At 55.1% G+C, this 20,638-nt stretch carries 18 protein-coding genes and 1 tRNA gene; 16 read left to right on the forward strand and 3 right to left on the reverse strand.

All coding sequences use genetic code 11. The features are described from left to right. Nucleotides 1–25: 25 nt before the first annotated feature. The 6 genes from ureG to MPQ_RS03650 all read left to right on the forward strand — a co-directional run bounded on the left by ureG (nucleotide 26) and on the right by MPQ_RS03650 (nucleotide 8,781). Nucleotides 26–652 carry an urease accessory protein UreG gene (gene ureG / locus MPQ_RS03625; protein ID WP_013441540.1) on the forward strand — a complete coding sequence of 209 codons (627 nt, stop codon included), beginning with the start codon at nucleotides 26–28 and terminating at the stop codon, nucleotides 650–652. Nucleotides 653–691: 39 nt separating this feature from the next. After that, nucleotides 692–1,270, forward strand: coding sequence for a HupE/UreJ family protein (locus MPQ_RS03630; protein WP_013441541.1), 579 nt, complete (start codon nucleotides 692–694; stop codon nucleotides 1,268–1,270). 321 nt (nucleotides 1,271–1,591) lie between these two features. Continuing rightward, on the forward strand, nucleotides 1,592–5,047 hold the full coding sequence (locus tag MPQ_RS03635) for an ATP-binding protein (protein ID WP_015829553.1): 3,456 nt from the start codon (nucleotides 1,592–1,594) through the stop codon (nucleotides 5,045–5,047). Next, on the forward strand, nucleotides 5,031–5,975 hold the full coding sequence (locus MPQ_RS03640; RefSeq protein WP_013441543.1) for a response regulator transcription factor: 945 nt from the start codon (nucleotides 5,031–5,033) through the stop codon (nucleotides 5,973–5,975). Before MPQ_RS03635 ends, MPQ_RS03640 begins: the two co-directional genes overlap by 17 nt. A gap of 125 nt (nucleotides 5,976–6,100) precedes the next feature. Continuing rightward, nucleotides 6,101–8,458, forward strand: a complete 2,358-nt coding sequence (locus MPQ_RS03645) for a serine/threonine protein kinase (protein WP_041362558.1) — start codon at nucleotides 6,101–6,103, stop codon at nucleotides 8,456–8,458. Nucleotides 8,459–8,520: 62 nt separating this feature from the next. Next, nucleotides 8,521–8,781, forward strand: coding sequence for a DUF2789 domain-containing protein (locus MPQ_RS03650; RefSeq protein ID WP_013441545.1), 261 nt, complete (start codon nucleotides 8,521–8,523; stop codon nucleotides 8,779–8,781). A gap of 59 nt (nucleotides 8,782–8,840) precedes the next feature. Here the strand turns inward: MPQ_RS03650 and MPQ_RS03655 are convergent, their stop codons facing one another. The 3 genes from MPQ_RS03655 to MPQ_RS03665 all read right to left on the reverse strand — a co-directional run bounded on the left by MPQ_RS03655 (nucleotide 8,841) and on the right by MPQ_RS03665 (nucleotide 10,126). After that, a complete protein-coding gene (locus MPQ_RS03655; RefSeq protein WP_238525339.1) occupies nucleotides 8,841–9,155 on the reverse strand; it encodes a hypothetical protein in 315 nt (104 codons plus the stop codon). Nucleotides 9,156–9,275: 120 nt separating this feature from the next. Further along, nucleotides 9,276–9,533, reverse strand: a complete 258-nt coding sequence (locus MPQ_RS03660; protein ID WP_013441547.1) for a hypothetical protein — start codon at nucleotides 9,531–9,533, stop codon at nucleotides 9,276–9,278. Next, entirely contained in the window at nucleotides 9,530–10,126 is a 597-nt protein-coding gene (locus MPQ_RS03665) for a DNA-3-methyladenine glycosylase (protein ID WP_369750513.1), read from the reverse strand. The genes MPQ_RS03660 and MPQ_RS03665 overlap by 4 nt, the downstream gene beginning before the upstream one ends. Nucleotides 10,127–10,443: 317 nt before the next feature. Between MPQ_RS03665 and thrS the strand changes: the two genes are divergently transcribed. From thrS to MPQ_RS03715, 10 genes are all read left to right on the forward strand, one after another. Then, nucleotides 10,444–12,366 carry a threonine--tRNA ligase gene (gene thrS / locus MPQ_RS03670; protein WP_013441549.1) on the forward strand — a complete coding sequence of 641 codons (1,923 nt, stop codon included), beginning with the start codon at nucleotides 10,444–10,446 and terminating at the stop codon, nucleotides 12,364–12,366. A 42-nt stretch (nucleotides 12,367–12,408) separates the two neighbouring features. Beyond that, nucleotides 12,409–12,933, forward strand: a complete 525-nt coding sequence (gene infC / locus MPQ_RS03675; protein ID WP_015829557.1) for a translation initiation factor IF-3 — start codon at nucleotides 12,409–12,411, stop codon at nucleotides 12,931–12,933. A gap of 153 nt (nucleotides 12,934–13,086) precedes the next feature. Then, nucleotides 13,087–13,284, forward strand: coding sequence for a 50S ribosomal protein L35 (rpmI, locus tag MPQ_RS03680; RefSeq protein WP_013441551.1), 198 nt, complete (start codon nucleotides 13,087–13,089; stop codon nucleotides 13,282–13,284). A gap of 11 nt (nucleotides 13,285–13,295) precedes the next feature. Then, nucleotides 13,296–13,658, forward strand: a complete 363-nt coding sequence (rplT, locus tag MPQ_RS03685; protein WP_013441552.1) for a 50S ribosomal protein L20 — start codon at nucleotides 13,296–13,298, stop codon at nucleotides 13,656–13,658. A 161-nt stretch (nucleotides 13,659–13,819) separates the two neighbouring features. Next, on the forward strand, nucleotides 13,820–14,806 hold the full coding sequence (pheS, locus tag MPQ_RS03690) for a phenylalanine--tRNA ligase subunit alpha (protein ID WP_013441553.1): 987 nt from the start codon (nucleotides 13,820–13,822) through the stop codon (nucleotides 14,804–14,806). Between the two features lie 5 nt (nucleotides 14,807–14,811). After that, nucleotides 14,812–17,166 carry a phenylalanine--tRNA ligase subunit beta gene (pheT, locus tag MPQ_RS03695; RefSeq protein WP_013441554.1) on the forward strand — a complete coding sequence of 785 codons (2,355 nt, stop codon included), beginning with the start codon at nucleotides 14,812–14,814 and terminating at the stop codon, nucleotides 17,164–17,166. Nucleotides 17,167–17,243: 77 nt separating this feature from the next. Next, nucleotides 17,244–17,546, forward strand: coding sequence for an integration host factor subunit alpha (locus MPQ_RS03700; protein WP_013441555.1), 303 nt, complete (start codon nucleotides 17,244–17,246; stop codon nucleotides 17,544–17,546). Further along, entirely contained in the window at nucleotides 17,527–17,937 is a 411-nt protein-coding gene (locus tag MPQ_RS03705; RefSeq protein ID WP_013441556.1) for a MerR family transcriptional regulator, read from the forward strand. Before MPQ_RS03700 ends, MPQ_RS03705 begins: the two co-directional genes overlap by 20 nt. A gap of 69 nt (nucleotides 17,938–18,006) precedes the next feature. Then, nucleotides 18,007–18,083 (forward strand) — tRNA-Pro (locus MPQ_RS03710). A gap of 362 nt (nucleotides 18,084–18,445) precedes the next feature. Continuing rightward, on the forward strand, nucleotides 18,446–20,620 hold the full coding sequence (locus MPQ_RS03715; protein WP_168088808.1) for a TonB-dependent siderophore receptor: 2,175 nt from the start codon (nucleotides 18,446–18,448) through the stop codon (nucleotides 20,618–20,620). Nucleotides 20,621–20,638 lie beyond the last annotated feature (18 nt).

Consider the following 20,638-nt stretch of genomic DNA (forward strand, 5'->3'; position numbering starts at 1 on the left):
GTGAGATCAAGCCAAGGAATACGATATGAGCACATCAACAGAACACACGACTGAACCCCTGCGTGTCGGCATAGGCGGCCCGGTAGGCTCCGGCAAGACGGCGCTGACACTCGCCTTGTGCAAGCGTTTGCGCGACGTCTACAACATCGCCGTGGTGACCAACGATATTTACACCAAGGAAGACGCTGAGTTCCTGACGCGCAACGAGGCCCTGAGCCCGGATCGCATTATCGGCGTGGAAACCGGCGGCTGCCCGCATACCGCTATCCGCGAGGATGCGTCCATGAATCTTGAGGCGGTGGCACAGCTCAGTCAGCGCTTTGCGCCGCTGGACGTGGTATTCGTCGAGAGCGGTGGCGATAACCTCGCCGCCACCTTCAGCCCCGAGCTGTCAGACCTGACGATTTACGTGATTGATGTAGCGGCAGGCGAGAAGATTCCACGCAAGGGCGGTCCTGGCATTACCAAATCCGATTTGCTGGTCATCAACAAAATCGATCTCGCTCCCATGGTAGGCGCATCGCTGGAGGTCATGGACCGCGACGCCAAACGCATGCGCGGCGAGCGGCCATTTCTGTTCAGCAATCTCAAGACCGGCCAGGGCCTGGAAGACATTGTCCGCTTTATCGAAAAACAAGGGCTGATGCAGTAATTGCACGGTCCGTTACCCGCTACACAACAGGAGTCCATTATGCAAAATCGACATACACACACAGGTCTGGCAGCCATGGCCTTGCTGCTGAGTCCAGCGCTGGCACTGGCGCACCCGGGCCATGGCCTGGACAGCGCTGCAGCTGGCTTCATGCATCCACTAACCGGCTGGGATCACTTGCTGGTGATGCTGGCGGTGGGGCTGTGGGCTGGGCGTCTTGGCGGCGCTGCCCGCTGGCAATTGCCGCTGACCTTTTTACTGGTGATGCTGGTGGGCGCACTGGCCGGCATGGCCGGGCTCACACTGCCCGCGATGGAAACCGGTATTGCTGCCAGTGTCATGGCCATTGGCCTCTTGATCGCCTTGCATGTGGTATTGAAACGCCTGTGGCAGGTGGCGCTGGTCGCGCTGTTTGCCCTGCTGCACGGTGTGGCGCACGGTGCTGAGCTGGTCACCCACTCAGCGCTGATGGTGCTGCCTGCCATGCTGGCGGCCACGGCCTTGCTGCATATGGCGGGTTTGCTGTTGGCCTCGCGCGGCCTGCCTTTGTCCGCACGCCTGCAGCAAGCCATCGGTGGTGCCATTGCGCTGGCGGGCGGCTGGATGCTCTTCGCCTGATACGCTTTACTCAGTCACTCGAAAAACGCCTGCCCATTCTGGGTGGGCGTTTGTTTTTTCCCTCCCGTCATCTGCCATTTCTGCATGGCAGCTTAGCGATTCATATTTCTTTACCAGGGCGTATCGCCCGATATTTATGATTTTGGTGTTATAAAACACTGACTATGCGCAGAGCTGGCAGGTAAGGTGCATCTCTTTGAAATACGTCATTTGACGCAGTGCGAAAAGTTTTGAGCTTGCGTAGGATGAAGTGGGGCAGGTTTGTGCCAAACAAATAACAAGGCAGCAGGGGGCATTGCTGCGCTATATGGCGGAAATGAAATGGCAGACGGGACAGTCAATCAGGGGAAATTGAACGGCGAATCCATGGCGACGCAGCGTATCGTGAAGATACGTCGCGACTACAACACATGGGTCGCCAATGAGACCCTGGAAGACTACGCCCTCCGATTCACTCCCCGCTCTTTCCGCAAATGGTCGGTGCTGCGCGTGGCGAATACGGCGTTCGGCGCCATTTCCTTTCTGGTGCTGGAGGCCATAGGCGGCACCATCGCCGTCAACTACGGTTTTATCAATGCCTTCTGGGCCATCATGGCCGTCGGCCTCATCATCTTCATGACCGGGCTGCCCATCAGTTATTACGCTGCCAAGTATGGCGTGGACATGGATCTGCTGACCCGTGGCGCCGGCTTTGGCTATATCGGCTCAACCATTTCCTCCTTCATCTACGCGTCGTTCACTTTTATTCTGTTTGCGCTGGAGGCCGCCATCATGGCCTATGCGCTGGAGCTCTGTTTCCATTTGCCGTTGTGGATAGGGTATATGGTGAGCGCGCTGGTGGTCATTCCGCTGGTGACGCACGGCGTGACGCTAGTGAGCCGCATCCAGATGATCACCCAGCCGATATGGCTGGTGCTGCTGGCCTTGCCTTTCATTTTTGTGATCTATAAAGATCCGGACATACTCAATCGCCTGCATGCCTATAGCGGCAGTTCCGGCCTGCATGGCGAGTTCAACCTTCTGATGTTTGGGGCCGCCATTGCCGTGGGTATTGCCCTGATTCCGCAGATTGGCGAGCAGGTCGACTTCCTGCGATTCATGCCGGAAAAAACCGAAAAGAACAAATGGCAATGGCATGCGGGCGTGTTGCTGGCGGGGCCAGGCTGGATATTGCTCGGCATCCTCAAAATGCTGGGTGGCGTGCTGCTGGCCTATCTGGTGATTGAGCAGGGCGTCAGTCATGAGCAGGCGATCAACCCGACGCATATGTACATGGCAGGGTTCAATTACGTCTTCTCCTCACCGCAAGTGGTGCTGGGGGTCACGACCTTGTTTGTGGTGATCTCGCAGGTCAAGGTCAATATGACCAACGCTTATGCCGGTTCGCTCGCCTGGTCCAACTTCTTCGCCCGGCTCACGCACAGTCACCCCGGACGCGTGGTGTGGATGGTGTTCAACGCGCTGATTGCCGTCATGCTGATGGAGCTCGATGTGTTCCAGGCGCTGGAGCAGGTGCTGGGGCTCTACTCCAATATTGCGATTGCCTGGATCGCCGCTGTGGTGGCTGATCTGGTGATCAACAAACCGCTGGGCTTGAGTCCCAAGGGCATCGAATTCCGCCGCGCCTATCTGTTTGACATCAATCCGGTAGGGGTGGGCGCGATGCTGCTGTCATCCGTGCTATCCATCCTGGCGTTTTCTGGCACCTTTGGTCAGCAGGCGCAGGCATTCTCGGCCTTTATTGCATTGTTTACCGCCTTGCTGGCATCACCGCTGATTGCCTGGGCCACGCGCGGCCGTTATTACATTGCGCGTGAGCCGTTCAAGTTCACCTTGCCGCAATCCAGCATCCCCATGCGCATCGCCAAATGCTCGGTGTGTGGCAATGATTACGAAACTGATGATATGGCGAACTGCCCGGCCTACCAGGGCTTCATTTGCTCGCTGTGCTGCTGTCTGGACGCCCGCTGTAACGATGCCTGCAAACCGCAGGCGCGCTTTTCCGAACAGTGGCAGGACATGCTCAAGTTTGTCTTCCCCAAGGCCTTGTGGTCCTATTTGCAGAGCGGTCTCAGTAACTATCTGCTGCTGATGGGAGTCACGCTGACCTTTCTCGGCGCCCTGCTCGGGCTGATTTACTTCCACGAAACGCTGATCCTGGAGAAGAGTGCCGCCGCCGCTTTGCTCGGGCCCTTGCGGCTGGCCTTCCTCAAGGTATTTGCAGCGCTGGTGTTTGCCAGTGCGGTGATCGCCTGGTGGCTGGTGCTCACCAGTGAAAGCCGCCGTGTGGCGCAGGAAGAATCCAATCGCCAAACCGGTTTGCTGCTGCGCGAAATCGAACTGCACCGGCAAACTGACGCCGAGCTGCAACAGGCGCGCCAGGTGGCCGAGCAAGCCAATCAGGCCAAGAGCCGCTATATCACGGGTATCAGCCATGAGTTGCGTACGCCGCTCAACAGTATTCTTGGTTATGCCCAGCTGCTGGATAACGATGTTTCCATTCCCGCTGCCCGCCAGCCCGCCATCCGCGTGATTCGGCGTAGCGGTGAGCATTTGCTATCGCTGATTGAAGGTACGCTCGATATTGCCCGTATCGAGAGTGGCAAGCTGACCTTCGATATCAAGCCCTTGCGCCTGCCGGAGTTTATCCAGCAGGTGGTCGATATGTTTGAACTGCAGGCCCGCAACAAGGGCTTGACCTTCAGCTATCAACTCACTGGCGATCTGCCCGACATGGTGCGCGCCGACCAGAAGCGCCTGAGCCAGATACTGATCAATATTCTGGGCAATGCCGTGAAATTCACCCGGCAGGGTGGCGTGGTATTCCGGCTGCGCTATGCGCGCGAGCTGGCTGTCATCGAGATCGAGGACACCGGCCCCGGCATTCTGAAAGAGGAGCTGGATGAGATTTTCGAGCCCTTTGCCCGTGGCAGTGCGGCTAATAACAGCACGGTGGCAGGTACCGGCCTGGGGCTGACCATCAGCAAGATGCTGACGCAGTTGATGGGCGGCGAGTTGAGTGTGCGCAGTGTGGTGGGCAGTGGCACCGTGTTTCAGATCCGTCTCTTCTTGCCGCAAATTCACAGCAGCAACGAAATGCAGTCGGTCATCATTGCGCAGCCTGTGGCTTACAAAGGCCCGCGTCGCCGGGTGCTGGTGGTGGATAACGAGCATGTGGACCGCGAGCTGATCATCAATATTCTGGAGCCGCTGGGCTTTGAAATGGCGCAGGCGGCCAATGGTCGTGAGTGTCTGGAGATCTACCCCAATTTCCGTCCCGATCTGATTTTGATGGATCTGGCGATGCCGGTGATGGATGGCTGGGAAGCGAGCTACATCATACGCAAGGTGCATCAATCCGATGTCTGCATTGGGATTGTTTCGGCCAATGCTTTCGACAAGGGGCTGGAAAACACGGCCGGAATTCCGACTGAAGACATTATCCTCAAGCCGGTGAATGTGTTTGAGTTGCTGGGCTGGATGGGTAACCGTCTGGGCCTGGAGTGGGTGACACGCGCCGAGAGCGTTGCCGAGGAGCCACCTCCACCACCGCAGGAGCCTTTGCTATTCCCGCCGCCGGAGTTTCTGCATGAGTTGCAGTCATTCCTGAAAATCGGCTTTGTGCGTGGAGTGGCAGAAAAACTGGAAGTCATTGCCTTGCTGGGCCCACAATACGGCCCCTTTGTGACCCTGATGCAGCGGCTGCTGAAAGAATTTCAGCTCGATGCCATGCGAAAAATACTGGAAGAAGTGAGTCTCCATGAAAAAAGCGAATGATGACCGTAGCGCGCAGACGGTTGTTCTGATCGTTGACGATGTGCTGGATAACCTGGCGGTATTGCATGATGCCCTGGATGAATCCGGCTTTATGGTGCTGATTGCCCAGGATGGCGCAACGGCCCTGGCGACAGCGGCACAGGCTCAGCCTGATGTCATTCTGCTGGATGCCATCATGCCGGGGCTGGATGGCTTTGAGGTATGCCGTCGCCTGAAGCAGGAGCTGGTGACGCGACATATTCCGGTGATTTTCATGACTGGCCTCACCGAGTCCGAAAACATTGTGGCGGGGTTTGAGGCGGGCGGCACCGATTATGTGACCAAGCCCATACGCACGGCAGAGGTACTGGCACGTATCAGCGCACATTTGAAGACATCCCGTCTGGTACACCAGACTCGTGGCGTGCTTGATGCATTTGGCCAGGCCGCGATTGCAGTGACGCCGGGCACTGGCAAGATCGTCTGGCAGACACCATTGGCGCGGCAGTGGATGGAGCGTTATTTTGGTGAAGAAACCATGCCGGAATATAGCGCTACCATGCCGCCGGAGCTGGTGCGCTGGCTGAAAGAGCTGTTCGAGGGCGGCATTGCTGGGCTCAACAAGCCGACACTGACCATTCCGCAAGGCAGTGGCCGCCTGATCTTTACCCTGGTGGAAATCGATAACGATGACCAGTGGGTGATTCTGCTGCACGAAGAGTCGGATGCCGCCAAGATAGACGCGCTGATGACCACGTTCAAACTTACCCGCCGCGAGTCCGAGGTGCTGTACTGGGCCATGCAGGGCAAGACCAATCGCGATATCGGCGACATCCTGGGTACCAGTCCGCGTACCATCAACAAGCATCTCGAGCATGTGTTCACCAAGCTCGGGGTAGAGACCCGCACCGCCGCTTCGGCGCTGGCAAGAAGCAAACTCAAGATTTAGCGTTTCCTCGTTTGGCTTTAAGGCCGGATATGCTATGTTGAACCACAGGATAATAAATCCAGCAGTTCAATAACAGTCACAGCGCATGCCGTCAGCGGCAAGGCGCATCTATGGGTGGAGAGCATATGGCGGCAAAGATCGGCCGTTTTGAAATCGTGCGTATGCTGGGCAAAGGCGCGCAAGGCATTGTTTACCTTGCGCGTGACAGCCATCTGGGGCGCGATGTGGCGATCAAAACCCTGCATGCTACGCAAGAGGGCATGGGCGCGCTGCTGCAGGAGGCGCGTATCGTCAGCAAGCTGCAGCACGCCAATATCGTGACCCTGTTTGATGCGGGAGAACACGAGGGCGCCCCCTATCTGGTATATGCCTATGTGCAAGGGCAGACGCTGGCGCAGCTGCTGCACGCGGAGCCCGGGCTGCCCCTGACCCGTGCCGTGCAGATTGTCAGCAGCCTGCTGGATGCCGTTGCCTATGCGCATGCGCAGGACGTGCTGCATCTGGATATCAAGCCCGCCAATATCATGCTGAACGCGACCGGCCAGCCGCAGATCATGGATTTTGGGATTGCGCGCAGCATCAGCCAGCCACCTCAGGGCCGTATTGAAGGCTCGCCACATTACATGGCGCCCGAAATGGTCACCGGCAAAACAATCACGCCGCGTGCCGACCTTTATTCGCTAGGCATGCTGTTGTATGCGCTGGTGACGGGCCAGCCCGCAGTGGAGGGCGATGATGTGCAGGAGGTGCTGCGCAAGACGCTGCATGATGCCACCACCGCGCCGTCTGAACGCAACATCCATGTGGATGCCCAGCTGGAAGCCATTATCCTGAAAGCGCTGGCAAAAAATCCGGATGACCGCTATGCCAATGCTGCCGCCATGAACCAGGCCTTGCAGCAATACCTTGACCCGACGCGCGAGGATGAAAAATCCGGGCACGATGGCAAGCACAGCACGCTTGAGTTTTTGCTGCGGCGCATGCAGAGCAAGAGTGATTTCCCGATTTTGTCGTCTACCTTGAGCGAGATCAATCGCGTGGTGGATGACGAGTCTGCCAGTACCAACATTCTCACCAAGACCATCCTGCAGGACTTTGCCCTGACCAACAAGCTGCTGCGACTGGTGAATACCGTCACCTACGGCCAATTTGGCGGCAAGATCAACACCATTTCCAAGGCGGTGGTGATCCTGGGTTTTGAGACTGTTCGCAATGTCGCGATGACGCTGATACTGTTTGAGTTTCTCCAGAACAAGGCACAGGCCGCCCAGCTGAAGGACGATGTGCTGTCATCGTATTTTGCCGGGATACTGGCCGCGCAATTTTCCTCGGGGCGCAATATACGCGATGCCGAGGAGGCCATGATCTGCTCCATGTTTCGGAATCTGGGCAAGCTGTTGGCGACGTTTTATTTCTTTGAAGAAAGCCAGGAAGTCGCGCGGCTGGTGGAACAGGGCGACGGTGAGGAGAAGGCAGCGGTAAAGGTGCTGGGCATAGGCTATAGCGAGCTGGGCGTGGGCGTTGCCAAGAGCTGGAATTTCCCGCCCCGTCTGCTGGCCGGCATGCAGAGGCTGGTGGGTGAGGTGATCAAGCCCTATGGCGAGCTGGAAACCCTGACGGTGACGGTCAATCTCGCCAACGAGCTCTGTGCGGTGATTGCGCATGGCGATGCCGAGCAGCAAACTCAGGGCATACGCAAGATCATGAAGCGCTACAAGGATGCCGTGGCGATTACCGAGCCACAGTTGCGTGCGGCGATAGAGTCCAGCCTGGCTGAAATGTCGGCACGCGCCGGTATCGTCAGCATCAATCTCGCCCAAAGCGCCCTGATGAAAAAAATGCGGCAGTGGGCCGGGGAGGAAGAGCCAGTCGCCAAACAGCAGCCTCCTGAAGTGGATAGCATGGCCGGTATCACGCGGCTGGACATGGGGCATATTGCCGATGCGGAGGATGGGGATGCTGACCGGCACGATGCCGATGCCATCCTGTCGGCGGGTATTCAGGATGTCACCAATACCCTGGTGGAAGACCATCAGCTGAATGACATCATGCAGATGGTGCTGGAAACCATGCACCGCGGCATGGAGTTTCAGCGCACGATTATCTGCGTGCGCGATGCCAAGCACAACGTGATGGCGGCCCGCTTTGGTTTTGGCAAAGATGCCGAAGCCATGCTGCCCAAGTTTCGCTTTCCCATCAATACCACACCCGATGTGTTTCAGATTGCGCTCAGCAAGGCCGCCGATCTCTCCATCGCGGACATCAATGCGCCCAATATTGCGGACAAAATTCCCGCCTGGTATCGCGCCATGGTGACGACGGGCAGCTTGCTGCTGTTGCCTATCGTCATCAAGGAAAAACCCATTGCCCTGTTTTATGCCGATATGCCTACCGCCAACAGCATGCAGATCTCGCAGCGACAGTTGTCCTTGTTGCGTACCTTGCGCAATCAGGCCGTGCTGGCCATCCGCCAGAAAATGTAGCGCGAACGCCATGGCGTGATGGCGGTCACATTGGTGGTGAGATCAATAATGGGAGGTAATGCATGGAAAGCCCTGCGCATGAAATGGCTCAATTGTTTGAGCAGCTAGGATTGCCTTCGGATGAAGCATCGATAGTGGAGTTCATTAGCACGCATGGCCATTTGCACACGGGTCTGGCGTTGAGCGAGGCCCCATTCTGGACGCTATCGCAGGCGGCATTCCTGCGTGAAGCCATCCAGGCAGATGCCGATTGGGCCGAAGTGGTGGACAGATTGAATGCCAGTCTGCATGCGGCGCGCGATGCGGGTGGCGACCAGGCTTGAGAAAGATGGAGACTGGCTGGAATTAACAAAAAAGGCAGCTCAGGCTGCCTTTTTATGTATTAGCACGCCTTAAGACGGGCTATTTTGACCGTGGCGGCCGGGGAGCGATTTGCGCTCTGGCGGCTGATGGGCTGTCGACGGTGAAGTGGCGATGTCGCCCAGCTGTAGAAAGCCCACGCGGCCGAAACCACAAAGCCGGTTGTGCCGGTCAGCATGGCGCCGTCGCTTTCATTGGCAAACCAGCCTAAACCAGCGCTGAATGCAGTAAAGACAAAGGGTATGGCAAACAGAATGAAAAACTTGATAAGCATAATGTCCTTTTGGGATTTTTGATGTTGAGAAATCGTTGGCTTGGGTAAAACCAACGATTGCATTGTGACAGACATTTGTTACAGAAAAATGTAATAAATGAAAGCAATTGAAACAGCGGCTGGCTGGCGGCGGCCTTGCCAGTGGGTTTGAAGTCCACAGAGCGGTGAGCTTCAGGGCTTTGTTCAGGGCTCAGAAAGCTCAGCCAATATCGCCTGCCACTCTTCTTCCGGCGTCTCGTATTCCTCATACCGATGGCTAGTCCTCGCATACCAGTAGCGGCTGTTGCCCTCGTCGGGTTCTATCTTGTGCAACACGGCGTGAATCCAGTGCGCGATGGGATGCCCCGAGGCCTGGGCAATGTTGTGCGCGGCATCCCATTGGCCAGCCATCGCCAGATGAGTGGCTCGGATCAACTCTTCACGTGCTTTTTCTGGATTCATTCTACTGGCTCCTTGTCTGGTATCAGCGCGCCACGTTTACCCAGGTTGGCTGCTTGCCATAAATACCACGCAGCAATACTGCGGTAGGGTTTCCATTGTTCGCCAATCACCGCCAGGGCTTTGGGCTTAGGCTGCTCAGGCAGGTTTTTAAGCAGGCGCCAGCCTTCGCGTACGCCAAAATCATCCACCGGCAGCACGTCATTGCGTCCCAGGCTAAATATCAGCAGCATTTCTACCGTCCACCGGCCTATGCCCTTCAGCGAGGTGAGACGGGTGATCAACTCTTCTTCGCTCATGTCCGCAGCGATGCTGGCGCTGGGGACGGTGCCCGCCAGCGTGGCTGCGGCAATGCCCCGGATGGCGTTGACTTTTGCCATGGATAGACCGCAGCTTCTGAGCTGTGTTTCATCCGCGGTTGCAAGCTGCTCAGCACTTGGGAAACTATCATGCGGAAAGCTTGCCATCAGTCTGGACAATATGGCGGCAGCGGCGTTGCCATGCAATTGCTGGTGGGCGACGGCGCGTACCAGCGCCTCATAAGGTTCGCGCTGCTCGCGGCGCTGAATGGCGCAAGGCCCCACCAAGGTGACCAGGCGTTGCCAGTCCGCATCCAATCCCGCCAGAAAGCGGCTGGCTGCGATGTCTGTATTGTCAGGTGGGGCTGTTTGCATGGGCTCTCGTCATGAATGTGCGGCATACAGGCGTGTTCAACATGAGGTGTTCAGGCGCCTGCGTTGCCGCAAATGGGTCATAAATAGCCTAGCATGATTCAGTTGGCCAGGGATGTTGTCCAGTTTTTGCGCTTTGTGCGATAATTTCCCGTTGGGCGGCATCCTCCCCCATACGCTGGAAAGCCGTTAAATCAACGACTTTTACATCTGTAGTCCCCTTAATAGCTTGAAAGATCACTATGCCGGTAATACGTTTGCCTGACGGCTCTGAACGACAGTTCGACGCCCCCTTAACCGTTGCTGCGGTTGCGCAAAGCATAGGCGCTGGCCTTGCTCGTGCCGCACTGGCAGGCAAAGTCACATTGCCGGGGCAGGAGCCTCGCCTGGTGGATACGTCTTTCGAGATCGCCGAGGATGTAGACCTCGCCATCATTACCGACAAGGATGCGGACGGGCTTGAAGTCATTCGCCACTCCACTGCCCACTTGCTGGCGTATGCGGTCAAAGAGTTGTTCCCGGAAGCCCAGGTAACCATTGGCCCCGTCATTGATAACGGCTTCTACTATGACTTTTCCTACAAGCGCCCATTTACGCCGGAAGATCTGGAAGCCATTGAAAAGAAAATGGCCGAGCTCGCCAAAAAGGATGAGCAGGTCACCCGCAAGGTGTTGCCGCGCGATGAAGCCGTGGCGTATTTCCAGTCCATAGGCGAGGCCTACAAGGCGGAAATCATTGCCTCCATTCCGGCTGACCAGGATGTGTCGCTCTATACCGAAGGCAATTTCACCGACCTCTGTCGTGGTCCGCATGTGCCCTCCACTGGCAAGCTCAAGGCATTCAAGCTGATGAAGGTGGCTGGTGCCTACTGGCGTGGCGATTCTAACAATGAAATGCTGCAACGCATTTACGGTACTGCCTGGGCCAAAAAGGAAGACCTGGAAGCCTATCTGCACATGCTGGAAGAAGCGGAAAAGCGCGATCACCGCAAGCTGGGCAAGCAATTGGACTATTTTCACATGCAGGACGAAGCGCCCGGCATGGTGTTCTGGCATCCGCGAGGCTGGAACTTGTGGCAGGAAGTGGAACAGTACATGCGCGGCCTGTTCCGTCAGTACGGTTATCAGGAAGTCAAAACGCCGACCATCATGGACCGCTCCCTGTGGGAGAAGTCTGGTCACTGGCAAAATTACCGTGAAAACATGTTCACCACATCCTCGGAAAACCGCGATTATGCGGTGAAGCCGATGAATTGTCCTGGCCATATCCAGATATTCAACAGTGGTTTGCACAGCTATCGTGACCTGCCCCTGCGACTGGCCGAGTTTGGTTCCTGCCACCGAAACGAGCCCTCTGGCGCATTGCATGGTCTGATGCGCGTGCGTGGGTTTACCCAGGATGACGCACACATTTTCTGTACTGAAGATCAAGTAAAGCAGGAAGTCGCGGACTTTATTGTCATGCTGTACCAGGCTTACAAGGATTTTGGTTTTAACGATGTGCTGGTCAAGCTCTCGACTCGCCCTGAAAAGCGCGTGGGTTCTGATGAAACCTGGGATAAAGCCGAAGCGTCCCTGGCAGCGGCATTGCGGGAAAACAATCTGGCATTCGACCTGCAACCGGGCGAGGGCGCGTTTTATGGTCCCAAGATTGAATTCACTCTGAAAGACAGTCTGGGTCGCCTCTGGCAATGCGGTACTATACAGCTGGACTTCAACTTGCCAGAGCGCCTTGGCGCGGAGTATGTGGCTGAGGACAACACGCGCAAGCACCCTGTGATGCTGCATCGCGCCATCGTCGGTTCCATGGAGCGTTTCCTGGGTATCCTGATTGAAAACTATGCCGGAGCGATGCCTACCTGGCTCGCCCCTGTTCAGGCCATGGTCCTCAATATCACCGATAGCCAGTCTGCTTATGTGCAGGAAGTGGTCGCCGAACTCAGGAAAAACGGCTTCCGGGTCGATTCGGACTTGAGGAATGAGAAAATAACCTATAAAATTCGCGAACATAGCTTGCAGAAGCTGCCTTATCTGCTAGTGGCAGGTGACCGCGAAATGCAAAGCGGACAAGTGGCTGTGCGTACCCGCAAGGGTGAAGACCTTGGTTCCATGTCGGTGAGCGCTTTTATAGAGCGGCTCAAGGCGGACGTTGGCGCCAAGGTTTAAATTTATGCATGGCCGTTTAATGATTAATTTGGAGAATTTGCGATAGCTCAAGAAAAAGAAATACGAATCAACGGTGACATTACTGCACAACAGATTCGATTGGTGGGGGTTGATGGCGAGCCGCTGGGGATCATGAGTCTCAATGAGGCTTTTGCAAAAGCGGAAGAAGCTGATATTGATCTGGTTGAGATTGCGCCTCAGGCGCAGCCACCAGTCTGTCGCTTGATGGATTACGGCAAATTCAAATATGCCGAAAGCAAGCGTCAGCACGAGGCTCGTCTCAAGCAGAAGCAGGTTCAGGTCAAGGAAGTGAAATTCCGACCAGGCACGGATGAAGGCGATTACCAGGTCAAGCTGCGTAGCCTGATCCGTTTCCTGCAGGAAGGCGACAAGGCCAAGATTACCTTACGTTTCCGTGGCCGTGAAATTACCCACCAGGAACTTGGGCTCGCACTTTTGAAACGTGTGGAAGCCGACTTGCAGGAACATGCGGTGGTTGAGCAGTTCCCCAAGATGGAAGGCCGTCAGATGGTGATGGTCCTCGGTCCGCACAAGAAGCAGAAGTAAGTGCATTAACTTCAGCCCGTTATTGCGTTATAATAGAGGGCTGTTTTGATGATGGCTGGCGCTAAATGCTGCCAGTATCAAGCAGCAAGAGGTAGCGACGCGGCTAAAGGCATGCCCGATCGCTCTTTTTTATTGTTCCTTCAGGAGAAAAAAATGCCAAAAATGAAAACCAAGAGTGGCGCCAAAAAGCGCTTCAAGTTCTTGGGTAATGGCAAGGTTAAGCGTACCCATTCGCACCTGCGCCACATCCTTACCAAGAAGACCACCAAGCAGAAGCGTAACCTGCGTGGCACGGCTATTATTTCCGCAACTGACGTCAAGCGCGTACGCGCCATGATGCCAACTCAATAAGGAGATAGAGCATGCCTAGAGTAAAACGTGGTGTCATCGCCCGCGCACGTCATAAGAAGGTTTTAGACGCTGCCAAGGGTTACCGTGGTCGTCGCAAGAATGTATACCGCATTGCCAAGCAAGCGGTAATGAAGGCTGGTCAATATGCATACCGTGACCGTCGTCAAAGAAAGCGTCAATTCCGTGCTTTGTGGATCGCGCGTATCAACGCCGGTGCACGTGAGTATGGTTTGACATACAGCCGTTTCATCAACGGTCTGAAGAAGTCTGCTATTGAAGTGGATCGCAAGGTATTGGCCGATCTGGCTGTGTTCGACAAAGTGGCATTTGCCAAGTTTGCCGAGCTGGCAAAATCGGGCCTTGCTGCCGCTTAAATCCGGCAATTGAAAAAGGAGGCCTTGTGCCTCCTTTTTTATTGGGTTTTTCCCTCAGCCGTTTCGCTGTGGATTTTCGATGGAATTCCTGCATCTGAATGCTGATGAAAATGCCCTGGTTTATTGATGCATGACACATGCAAGTAAGGTCTCAAGAATATATGACACAACATCTTGATCACATCCTGAGCGAGGCACAAAGCGCGTTTGCTGCGTGTGACAATCTCAATGATCTGGAGCAGGCCAAGGCACGATTCCTCGGTAAGAGTGGTGCCTTGACCGATGCATTGAAGGGCTTGGGCAAGCTGTCAGCCGAAGAGCGTCCCGCCGCCGGCGCGGCGATAAATGTGGTGAAGCAGGGCGTAGAAGAAGCTTTGCGCAACCGTCGCGATACGCTGTTGCTGGCGGAGCAGGAACGTCAGCTTTCCAGCGAGGCGCTGGATGTGACATTGCCTGCCCGAAGTGGTGATCGAGGCGGTGCCCATCCGGTTTCGCTGACGCTGGCACGGATTGAGCAACTGTTTCACTCCATTGGCTTTGATGTCGCTGAAGGCCCGGAAATCGAGTCCGATTTCTATAATTTCACCGCCCTGAATATTCCTGAAGATCACCCTGCGCGTGCCATGCACGACACGTTTTATGTGGATGAGCAGCATGTGTTGCGTACGCACACCTCGCCTGTGCAAGTCCATTACATGCAAAACAAGACCCCACCGTTGAAAATCATTGCGCCTGGCCGCGTGTATCGTGTGGATTCCGATGCCACCCACTCGCCCATGTTCCATCAGGTGGAAGGCTTGTGGGTCGATGAAGACATCAGCTTTGCCAACCTCAAGGGCGTTGTGCAGGATTTCTTGCAGCGTTTCTTCGAGCGTGAAGATCTGGAAGTGCGATTCCGTCCTTCGTTTTTCCCCTTCACTGAGCCCTCTGCCGAAATGGATATGAGCTGGAATGGTGGCTGGTTGGAAATCGGTGGCTGCGGCATGGTGCATCCCGAAGTGTTCAAGCATGTGGGCATCGATAGTGAAAAATATCGTGGGTTTGCCTTTGGCCTCGGCGTTGAGCGCCTGACGATGCTGCGGTATGGCGTGAATGACCTGCGCCTGTTTTTCGAAAACGATCTTCGCTTCCTCAAGCAGTTTGGTTAACGATCATGCAATTCTCAGAAATTTGGTTACGCCAGTACGTCAATCCTGCCATTAGCAGTGAGCAGCTCGGTCATGCCTTGACCATGGCTGGCCTTGAGGTGGAAGCGATGGACGCTGTGGCGCCAGCGTTCAGTCACGTCGTGGTGGCAGAAGTGCTGACGGCAGAAAAGCATCCGGATGCGGATCGCCTGCAAGTATTAACAGTGGATGTCGGCTCGGGTACGCCCCTGCAGATCGTCTGTGGCGCCAGCAATGCGCGCGTGGGCCTGAAGGCGCCATGCGCCATGGTTGGTGCGGCCTTGCCTGGCTTTAACATCAAGCAAGCCAAAGTACGCGGTGTCGAGTCGTTTGGCATGATGTGCTCCGCCAAGGAGCTGGGGCTTGCCGAAGAGAGCAGTGGCTTGCTGGAGCTGCCTGCAGAGGCGGTAACCGGTACGGATATTCGTGATTTCCTGCAACTCGATGATCAGCTGTTTACATTGAAGTTGACGCCTAACCGTAGCGACTGCCTGAGTATCGTCGGCATCGCCCGTGACGTGGCTGCGATCACAGGTGCAGCATTGCAGGTGCCGGCGATTGATCAAATAAGTCCGGCTGCCAGCACTGGCGTCAAGATCGCCGTAAGAGAAGCCGAAGCTTGCCCGTATTACAGTGGGCGCAGCATCCGTGGCGTGAATGCCGCCGTGGCGACACCCGACTGGATGCAACGACGTCTGGAGCGTAGTGGTATTCGCAGCATCAGTGCGATTGTCGATATTACCAATTATGTATTGCTGGAACTGGGGCAGCCTCTGCATGCCTTTGACGCTGGGAAGCTGCAGGGCGATATCGAGGTGCGATATGCCAATTCTGGCGAGGCGCTGAGCTTGCTGAATCAGCAGCAAGCGAACTTGCAACAGGATATGCTGGTGATCGCCGATGCCCAGGGGCCGCTGGCCTTGGCCGGCATTATGGGTGGTCTGGATTCGGCTGTCTCACTGGAGACACGCGACATTTTCCTGGAAAGTGCATACTTTGCCCCCGGCGTGATCGCTGGCAAAGCACGCCGCCTGGGCTTGTCGACGGACTCGTCGTATCGCTTTGAACGTGGCGTGGATTTTGGCAGCACCCGTCAGGCATTGGAACGTGCAACTGCGCTTATTCTAGAGATTTGCGGTGGTGAGCCTGGTGATGTTGTCGAAGTCAAATCTGCCTTGCCCACGCGCAAACCGGTGACATTGCGCTATGAACGACTGCTTTCGGTGCTGGGTATCCCGCTGGAGCGTAGCGAAGTATCGGCCATATTTGCCCGCCTTGGTTTCGAGGCACGTGAGTCGGATGGTCGTTACGAGATTACGCCTCCCAGTTATCGCTTTGATATCGAAATTGAGGAAGACCTTATCGAGGAAGTGGCTCGCCTGCATGGCTATGAGCATATCCCCGCGATTGCGCCGCAAGCCAGATTGGCCATGTTGCCTGCCTCAGGTAGCGAACTGAATCGTGCCTGGGTGCGCGATGCCCTGGTGGCTGGTGGCTATCAGGAAATCGTCAGCTACAGTTTTGTGGATGCCAGCTGGGAACGTGACTTGCTGGGGAATAATGACGCGATTGTGCTGAAAAACCCCATCGCCAGCAACATGAGCGTGATGCGTAGCGGCTTGTGGGGCGGTCTGTTGCAGACGCTGGTTTATAATCTCAACCGCAAGCAGCCCCGCGCCAAACTGTTTGAAATTGGCTCCGCCTATCATAAAGCGGACTCCGGCTATGCTGAAACCATGCGTGTCTCCGGGTTGGCTTACGGTGCTGCCCACCCTGAGCAATGGGCTGAAGATGAGCGTGATGTGGATTTCTATGATGTGAAAGCCCAGGTGGATGCGCTGACGCACGGACGCGCTGTGTATCAGGCCGCCACGCATCCGGCGCTGCATCCAGGTCAATCTGCCCATATCTTGCTGGATGGCAAGATCATCGGCTGGCTGGGCAAGTTACACCCCAAGTGGCAACAGCATTATCAATTGCCACGCAGCACGGTGGTGTTTGAATGTGATCTTGCCCCTTTGCTTACCGTTCAGTTGCCTAGATATCAAGAGGTGGCTAAGTTCCCGCCTGTGCGACGCGATATTGCCGTGGTTGTGGATGAGGCAACCCCTGTTCAAGCGCTGTTGGATACCATGAATGATGCGAAAAATGTCTTGATTTCAGACATCGCATTGTTCGATATTTACCGCGGAAAAGGTGTTCCAGAAAACAAAAAAAGCCTTGCATTTCTTGTGCTTATGCAAGATACTCAAAAAACTTTGACGGATGCTGAGGCAGATGCCGTCATGAGTAATTTGCTAGCATTGCTCAAGACCAAACATGGTGCGGAATTAAGAAATTAGAACGCCAATGGGGCGCCAGTTTTTAGAAAATGCGTCGCGATGGTGCGAAAGTTAAGAAAAGTAGTTGGGAGATTTGCATGACATTAACCAAAGCCGATCTGGCTGATTTGCTCTTTGAACAGGTTGGGCTGAACAAACGTGAGGCCAAAGATATGGTCGAAGCGTTTTTTGAAGAAATACGTACGGCTTTGGAATCAGGAGACAGTGTAAAACTGTCGGGTTTCGGCAATTTCGAATTACGTCAAAAATCAGAGCGGCCAGGCCGCAACCCCAAAACCGGCGAAGAAATCCCGATCACGGCACGCCGTGTCGTCACGTTTCATGCCAGCCAGAAGCTCAAGCTAAAGGTAGAGGAGGCTTATGCCGGAGACCGCGCCTAAGGTTGTGTTGCCGCCGATTCCTGCCAAGCGTTACTTCACCATTGGTGAGGTCAGCGAGCTATGTGGCGTTAAGCCCCATGTCTTGCGCTATTGGGAGCAGGAATTCACGCAGCTCAAACCCGTCAAGCGCCGTGGTAATCGCCGGTATTACCAGCACCATGAAGTTCTGCTGATTCGCCGTATCCGTGAATTGCTCTATGAGCAAGGCTTCACTATCAGCGGCGCCCGCAACAGGCTTGATGATGCGGCACAAGCAGTAGAAGCTCCACCTGAAACTGTGGTGGAAAAGCAGGTTGAGCATTCCTCAGCTGCCTCCGCCTATCCGCAACTGGATGTTGGTTTGTTGCGCAGCGAGTTGCGTGAAGTGCTTGATCTGCTGCGCGCCCACTAAAAACCAATTTCCTGTTTGTTCCCTCCAGTTCATTCCGCTATAATGCAGGCCTTGTTGCTTTAGCGACATCGGGGCGTAGCGCAGCCTGGTAGCGTACTTGCATGGGGTGCAAGTGGTCGCAAGTTCGAATCTTGCCGTCCCGACCAGTATCCAAAAGGGGTTAGGTAACTAACCCCTTTTTTCATGCCGCTTTTTCATGTTCGCGCGATCAGCGCGATATCTCGTTTATTCCTGTTCCCGGACTATCACGTTTTTCCAAGGCGTTGGAATCTTCACGTTTTGTTATCGCTCGGCTCGTTCATGGGTTCCGAACTGGATTCTTAAGCATCGACATTGTTAATGAGAATTGTTATTATTTATAAATGCTTCTTAATAACAATGATATGCAAGGAAAATAATGTCTCGCTTCTCTTTACTGACCAGTACGGTCGATCCCATACAAGTTTCTGGCAAGGCAGCGGGTGCTTTATTACTGTTGGCATTTTCTACGGGCGGGTCTGCAGAGGAGGTGACAGAGCAGCAACTGGCGGATAAAAAGAAAGCACAGCAGAGTGCAGCGGCAACGCCAGTTGCGACAACACTGGATACTGTCCATGTTGTTGATAAGTCGGCAGACACGGTTTTGCCTGGCGAGTTGATGCCTGCGTATGTGGGTGGTCAAGTCGCGCGAGGGGGGCGGGTGGGATTGCTGGGCAATAAGTCAGTGCTGGATACGCCATATAGTGTGATTAGCTATACCCGTGAGCTCATTCAGAACCAGCAGGCGACGACCTTAGCGGATATTGTCGAAAACGACTCATCCATTCGCAATAACAACCCCAGGTTTGGTCGCTTTGATCAGTTCTCCATCCGTGGTTTTTCTCTATCGAATGGGGAGGTGGCGCTGAACGGATTGTTCGGGCTGGTTCCCAATTACACAGTACCACTGGAGGGGGTTGAGCGAGTTGAAGTGCTCAAGGGGCCTAACAGTTTGTTGAATGGCATGGCACCTACGGGTGGCGTTGGCGGTGCGATCAATGTGATTGCCAAGCGGGCGACAGATGCACCGATTACCCAGTTTACCGCTAACTATGCCTCAAGCTCGGTTCTTGGCGGGCATGTGGATATTGGTCGACGCTTCGGTAGCGATAACCAGTTTGGCATTCGTCTGAACTCGGTATATCAGGATGGTAGGACGGCATTTTCGAATGATCAGAGAATAGAGCGTTCACTCATGACCTTGGGGCTGGATTTTCGAGGTGAAAATTTACGCCTGTCTACGGATGTGTGGCATTACGAGAATCGAGGCACGGCACCAATGGAACGGGTAACCTTGAACAGCCGCGGTGGTGTTCTGGCCGCCGTGCCTGATGCCGATAAGGTCACGCGCAACTTTGCCCAGCGCTGGTCTTATGCCAATACCATAGACACGACCGTTGCCGTGCGTGGCGAATATGATTTTTCACCTGCTATCACAGCCTACGCCGCGGTGGGGGCTCGTCGCGGACGATATGATTTTCTGCGAGTGCCGGTGGCGGTCGATTCTGCGGGCAATTTTGTTACCACGACCGGTAACACTACGGTCAATACGAGTACCGTGAATCGTTTTCTAAGGCATGAGGATACGGTGTCTGGAGAGGCGGGCGTGCGCACCATGTTTGATACTGGTGCGGTTCACCACACGGTGAATCTCAATACCAGTTTGTATCGTATCCAGTTTGGTAATCTGGAAAATGAAATAGGCACGGTAGCATCCAACATTTACAACCCGGTGAATGGGGTGGAGCCAGCCGTGATTGGCATGTCCAATACACCTCCACGAACAGCGGAGACCGACTTGAGCAGTATTGCCCTGAGCGATACTTTATCCATGCTGGATGATCGTCTGCAAATCACCATAGGCGTCCGCAAGCAGGCGGTTCTTAATAAAACCTATCTGGTGACAGGGCCCGTGCGTGCCAAGTATGACGAAGACGCACTAACGCCGACGTTCGCTTTTACGGTAAAGCCGCTCGACCATCTCGCTCTTTATGGAAACTACATTGAGTCGCTGACCCAGACCGCTATGGCCCCTACAAATGCTGCCAATGCGGGAGATATTTTTCCTCCAGCCAAAACCAAGCAGGTTGAAGTGGGGGCGAAGCTGGATCTTGGTAACTTCGCTTCTACCTTGGCATTGTTCCGGATTGAACGTCCAAGTACATTTCGCGACCCCGCTACCCTTGTTTTTGGGTTGAATGGCGAGCAACACAACACGGGCCTGGAGTGGTCTCTGTATGGGGAGCCCGTGAGTGGCGTGCGTGTATTGGGTGGGGTGACACTGCTGGATGGCAAATTGAAAAAGACACTGGGTGGCGCGAACGATGGCAATACTGCGCCAGGCGTAGCCAAAGTGAATGCCAATCTCGGCATGGAGTGGGATGTTACTGCCATACCTGGTTTTACCTGGACGGCACGTACCATCTATACCAGTGATCAATATGTAGATGCTGCCAATACGCGCGAGATTCCGGATTGGGCGCGGCTGGATCTTGGTGCCCGCTACCGGTTTGTTTCGGCGGGTAAAAACGTAACCCTGCGCGCCACGGTAGATAACGTGCTCGACAAGCATTACTGGGCTACCGTCAGCACTAGCGATAGCGTGAATGGCCTGACGTATGGCACACCGCGCATGGCATTTTTCTCTGCCACGGTGGACTTTTAATCGGAGCGATATCTGGGA

This window comes from Methylovorus sp. MP688 (genome assembly GCF_000183115.1).
Taxonomy (GTDB): domain Bacteria; phylum Pseudomonadota; class Gammaproteobacteria; order Burkholderiales; family Methylophilaceae; genus Methylovorus; species Methylovorus glucosotrophus.

Excerpts from the sequence above, each read along its gene's own strand:
- pheS (WP_013441553.1), top strand. The coding sequence starts at position 13,820 with ATGACACAACATCTTGATCACATCCTGAGCGAGGCACAAAGCGCGTTT.
- MPQ_RS03655 (WP_238525339.1), bottom strand. The coding sequence starts at position 9,155 with ATGCAATCGTTGGTTTTACCCAAGCCAACGATTTCTCAACATCAAAAA.
- pheT (WP_013441554.1), top strand. The coding sequence starts at position 14,812 with ATGCAATTCTCAGAAATTTGGTTACGCCAGTACGTCAATCCTGCCATT.
- MPQ_RS03645 (WP_041362558.1), top strand. The coding sequence starts at position 6,101 with ATGGCGGCAAAGATCGGCCGTTTTGAAATCGTGCGTATGCTGGGCAAA.
- thrS (WP_013441549.1), top strand. The coding sequence starts at position 10,444 with ATGCCGGTAATACGTTTGCCTGACGGCTCTGAACGACAGTTCGACGCC.
- rplT (WP_013441552.1), top strand. The coding sequence starts at position 13,296 with ATGCCTAGAGTAAAACGTGGTGTCATCGCCCGCGCACGTCATAAGAAG.
- MPQ_RS03640 (WP_013441543.1), top strand. The coding sequence starts at position 5,031 with ATGAAAAAAGCGAATGATGACCGTAGCGCGCAGACGGTTGTTCTGATC.
- ureG (WP_013441540.1), top strand. The coding sequence starts at position 26 with ATGAGCACATCAACAGAACACACGACTGAACCCCTGCGTGTCGGCATA.
- MPQ_RS03700 (WP_013441555.1), top strand. The coding sequence starts at position 17,244 with ATGACATTAACCAAAGCCGATCTGGCTGATTTGCTCTTTGAACAGGTT.
- rpmI (WP_013441551.1), top strand. The coding sequence starts at position 13,087 with ATGCCAAAAATGAAAACCAAGAGTGGCGCCAAAAAGCGCTTCAAGTTC.
- MPQ_RS03630 (WP_013441541.1), top strand. The coding sequence starts at position 692 with ATGCAAAATCGACATACACACACAGGTCTGGCAGCCATGGCCTTGCTG.
- MPQ_RS03660 (WP_013441547.1), bottom strand. The coding sequence starts at position 9,533 with ATGAATCCAGAAAAAGCACGTGAAGAGTTGATCCGAGCCACTCATCTG.
- MPQ_RS03635 (WP_015829553.1), top strand. The coding sequence starts at position 1,592 with ATGGCAGACGGGACAGTCAATCAGGGGAAATTGAACGGCGAATCCATG.
- MPQ_RS03650 (WP_013441545.1), top strand. The coding sequence starts at position 8,521 with ATGGAAAGCCCTGCGCATGAAATGGCTCAATTGTTTGAGCAGCTAGGA.
- MPQ_RS03705 (WP_013441556.1), top strand. The coding sequence starts at position 17,527 with ATGCCGGAGACCGCGCCTAAGGTTGTGTTGCCGCCGATTCCTGCCAAG.